This is a genomic window from uncultured Roseovarius sp., from assembly GCF_947259555.1.
Lineage (GTDB): Bacteria > Pseudomonadota > Alphaproteobacteria > Rhodobacterales > Rhodobacteraceae > Roseovarius.
This window is the reverse complement of the sequence record NZ_CAMYMD010000055.1, coordinates 1-3917: the sequence shown is the minus strand read 5'-3', so window position 1 is coordinate 3917 and position 3917 is coordinate 1. Positions and strand designations below refer to the sequence as shown.

Here is a 3917-nt window from a genome sequence, read left to right as displayed (position 1 = left end):
CTTTATGGCAGCCAAGCCCGAAAAACATCAGAGCGCAGAACAGGTTGCAGCCAAATCGCCGCGCCGGGGGGCGGCACGGCGATGCGCGGCGGCCTTCGGCCTTGTTCCGCGCAGGTGCTTCAATCAACGTCCGCTCCAGGCCATTCCTGTCGATCCCCCTGCCACCCCCTGATCCGCAAGACCTGCTCCTGCCCGGCATCTGACGGTTTCGCTCAGGGCGCCTGGGCAAGGGGCCGCCACCCTGCTTGCGTCGGGTGCCTCACGTCAGCTGGTAACGCTAGACGCCGAGATCCGGCCCGAGGCACATCAAGGGGGCCTCGGAGCGTTCGACCTCATAGAGTTCGGACATGGTGCGGTCTCCTGCGAACCGGGCCACGAGCCCGCCCTCCGCGCGCTCGAAGCTCCAGCATTGCGGATCGGGCCGGTTTTCATAGACAAAACAGATCAGCCCGTTTTCCTCGTACCAATGGCCGTCCTGACAGCGGCCATCCAGAAACGACCAGCGCACGCGGCGGTCTGGCAGGTATTCCTCGCCGCCATAGGGCGCGCCGCCCGCCCCGTAATAGAACGTGTGGCCGCGCGTATAAGCGTCGAATTCGGCGCCGGACATTTGTGCGAGAGCGGGCAGGGCGAGCCCGGCAAGGGCTGCGGAAAGGGTCAGGACACGCATGTCGTCAGCCTGCCAGATCGGGACCGGCCCCGCCAGAGGAATTGCGCCACCGCGCGGCGTGCGGATCCATGATGCGCCGCCACAGCGGCGGCACGAGCGCCAGCACCGCCATCACGGGCAGGGCATAGGGCAGCACTGGCATGCTGGGTGGTGTCAGTTGCAGCGCGGGATAGGGGCGCTTTGGGATGACATGATGATCGGAATGGCGCGGTGCGTTCAGGGTCATCGCCGCAGAGGCGACATGCGGGGCGTTCCATGAATGCTGCGGTCCGACGGGCTCTGCTCGGCCATCAGGCAGTACGGCGCGGCGCAGACCATAATGCTGCACATAGTCGGAAAGCAGGATCTGGATCTGGGCATATCCGGCAATAAAAACAAGCGCTGCCACGCCGCGCCAGCCCAATGTGGCGCCGCTGATCAGCAAAGCGCCTGCCGCACCGCCGAGATAGAGGATATACGGGTGCTCCGGTACGGAGCGGCCCGTCTGCCTGCGGTTCTCGGCGCGCAGTCCGGCCATAAAGCCACCCGGCCATGCGCGGGCGGTGTAGCGATAAAACCCTTCGCCTCCGCGCGCGCTGCTTGGGTCCTGCGCGCTTGCGACGTGGACATGGTGCACATGCAGATGCGCGCTCGCGTGGTGGCCGAAGAGCAGCGATGTGTAGATCAGCCGCCCCAGTCGCCGTTTGAACCGCGCGCCGCGATGGATGAGCTCATGCGCCACGGGGTGTGATATCTGGCCCATAACAAGGCCCGCCGCGATGGCCACCAGAAGACGCTCGACCGGAGCGAGTGCGCTGGCACCCGCGATCGCCCAGACCGCCAGAGGCAGGAGTGCGAGATGCCCGAGACCGAGGCCGATGAGAAGGGCGTCTGCCGCCGGAAATTCCGCGTCCGGGTCAGGATTGGCTGGCTGATGCGCAATGAGCCGGTCGAGCGTGAAAACCAGCACAGTGACATATCCCACGGCCAGCCAACCCCATATCCCGCCTTGCACAGCCGCGAGACCGGTGAGACACAGTGGCAGGCTGGTGGCGATTATAAAGCGCGACATGGCATGGCCCCGGTTGTCATTTGCTCTGTTATCGGCAGAATAGAGGAAGGCGCGCAGGCTGCACAGGGATGGAGAGTGCAATTGCGCGGAATTCGCCATGGGATCAACGCGAACGACTGAGCTTGTGTCGTTTTTGGTCCCACAGTCGCGGCGCGAGGCCGTTAAGGCTGGCATAGCATGAAGTGAGGAGTGTCGCATGGCATTGGATGATCGCAAGGGCGTATGGAAATCCGGCGGAGGCAAGGGTCGGCGGACGCCGAAAGGACGTCAGCTTGAGGATGGACCCTGGTCAGAGGTGACCGATCTGCTTGGCGACGGGCCTCGGCGACACGATCTGCTGATCGAATACCTGCATCTCATCCAGGACCGGTTCGGCCATCTTTCGGCGGCGCATTTGCGCGCGCTGGCCGAGGAATTGCGCATCGCGCAGGCCGAGGTCTATGAGGTTGCGACGTTTTATGCGCATTTCGACGTGGTCAAGGAAGGCGAGACGCCGCCGCCCGCGCTGACCATCCGGGTCTGCGATTCGCTCAGCTGCGAAATGGCCGGCGCGCAGCAACTCAAGTCGGCGCTGGAAGAGGGCATGGACCCATCGCAAGTGCGCGTGCTGCGCGCGCCCTGCATGGGCCGCTGCGATACCGCGCCGGTGCTGGAACTGGGGCATCACCACATCGACCACGCTACGCCGGAAAAGGTGCAGGCGGCGATTGCGGCGGGTGAGACACACGCGCATGTGCCGGAATATCAGGCATTCGGGGACTATTCCGCATCCGGCGGCTACACCAAGCTCGCTGAACTGCGTGCGAATGGCGATTTCGAGACGGTGCAGCAGACCCTGCTTGATTCGGGGCTGCGCGGTCTAGGCGGGGCGGGCTTTCCGTCGGGCAAGAAATGGGGCTTCGTGCGCGCCGAGAAAGGGCCGCGCTACCTGGCCGTGAACGGCGACGAGGGCGAGCCGGGAACGTTCAAGGACCGCTACTATCTGGAGCGCGAGCCGCATGTCTTTCTCGAGGGCATGCTGATTGCCGCATGGGCGGTGGAGGCCGAGCGCTGCTTTATCTACATGCGCGACGAGTACCCCGCCGTGCTGGAAATCCTGCGCCGTGAGATCAAGGCGCTGGAGGATGCGGATATCGTCGCCGAGGGATATATCGAACTGCGCCGCGGCGCGGGGGCCTATATCTGTGGCGAGGAATCGGCGATGATCGAATCGATCGAGGGCAAGCGCGGGCTGCCGCGCCATCGCCCGCCGTTTGTCGCACAGGTCGGGGTCTTTAACCGCCCCACGCTGGTCAACAATGTCGAGACACTTCATTGGGTCACGCGCGTGCTGCGCGAGGGCGGTGAGATCCTGTCCGGCGTCGAAAAGAACGAGCGCAAGGGGCTGCGCTCTTATTCGGTGTCCGGGCGGGTGAAAAACCCTGGCGTGCATCTGCTGCCCGCAGGGTCCACCATCACCGACATCATCGAAGCGGCGGGCGGCATGCTCGACGGTCATACGCTGAAGGCGTATCAGCCGGGCGGGCCGTCCTCGGGCCTCTTGCCTGCGTCGATGGATGACGTGCCGCTCGATTTCGACACATTGCAGCCGCATGGCACCTTTATCGGCTCGGCCGCCGTGGTGGTCCTGTCGGATCACGACCGCGCCCGCGATGCGGCGCTCAACATGCTGCGGTTCTTCGAGGATGAAAGCTGTGGCCAATGCACGCCCTGCCGGGTCGGCTGTGAGAAGGCGGTCAAGCTGATGCAGGCCGATACCTGGGATCAGCCGCTGCTGGCAGAGCTGTGCACGGCGATGGCCGATGCCTCGATCTGCGGCCTGGGGCAGGCCGCGCCGAACCCGATTCGCCTGACGATGCAGCACTTCGCCGACGAAATCTGAGGCAGGCGCAGTCTTCCATATCCCGCAGATCCGCATTAGGTCAGGGGTGACACGCGGATAGGAGGGCGCATGGCGTTTTTCTCGAAACTCAAGGAACGGCTCTTCAAATCCTCGTCCAGGCTGGACGAGGGGCTGGAGGCCATTGTCGAAGACGGCGGCGAGCCGGAGACCCCGCCCCGCCCCGAGCCGCAACCCGAGCCGGAGCCGGAGACCCCGACGCCGCCCCGGCCCGAGCCGGAGCCACAACCGGAGCCGCCCGTTGTCCCGCCGCAACCGGATGAGTCCCCGCCGCCGACCCCGGTGGAGCAGCCGGT

At 65.2% G+C, this 3917-nt stretch carries 4 protein-coding genes and 1 pseudogene; 3 read left to right on the top strand and 2 right to left on the bottom strand.

Annotation, left to right across the window (positions count from 1 at the left end):
• A partial coding sequence (locus Q0X85_RS08795) for a hypothetical protein (RefSeq protein ID WP_297771482.1) occupies positions 1–203 on the top strand: 203 nt, incomplete at its 5' end.
• A gap of 74 nt (positions 204–277) precedes the next feature.
• On the opposite strand, the gene Q0X85_RS08790 is transcribed toward Q0X85_RS08795, so the two are convergent.
• Together Q0X85_RS08790 and Q0X85_RS08785 are read right to left on the bottom strand one after the other, a co-directional pair.
• Positions 278–670, bottom strand: a complete 393-nt coding sequence (locus Q0X85_RS08790; RefSeq protein ID WP_297771480.1) for a hypothetical protein — start codon at positions 668–670, stop codon at positions 278–280.
• A gap of 4 nt (positions 671–674) precedes the next feature.
• Positions 675–1721, bottom strand: a complete 1047-nt coding sequence (locus Q0X85_RS08785) for an alkane 1-monooxygenase (RefSeq protein WP_297771478.1) — start codon at positions 1719–1721, stop codon at positions 675–677.
• 196 nt (positions 1722–1917) lie between these two features.
• On the opposite strand from Q0X85_RS08785, the gene Q0X85_RS08780 reads away from it, so the two are divergent.
• Positions 1918–3603: an NAD(P)H-dependent oxidoreductase subunit E gene (locus Q0X85_RS08780; protein ID WP_297771477.1), complete on the top strand. Its 1686-nt coding sequence runs from the start codon at positions 1918–1920 to the stop codon at positions 3601–3603.
• Between the two features lie 69 nt (positions 3604–3672).
• Positions 3673–3917 (top strand): annotated as a pseudogene (locus Q0X85_RS08775) (signal recognition particle-docking protein FtsY); the annotation flags it as partial.

Bases quoted from the DNA above. Each gene is read 5' to 3' on its own strand.
- Q0X85_RS08790 (WP_297771480.1), bottom strand. From the start codon at position 670: ATGCGTGTCCTGACCCTTTCCGCAGCCCTTGCCGGGCTCGCCCTGCCC.
- Q0X85_RS08780 (WP_297771477.1), top strand. From the start codon at position 1,918: ATGGCATTGGATGATCGCAAGGGCGTATGGAAATCCGGCGGAGGCAAG.
- Q0X85_RS08785 (WP_297771478.1), bottom strand. From the start codon at position 1,721: ATGTCGCGCTTTATAATCGCCACCAGCCTGCCACTGTGTCTCACCGGT.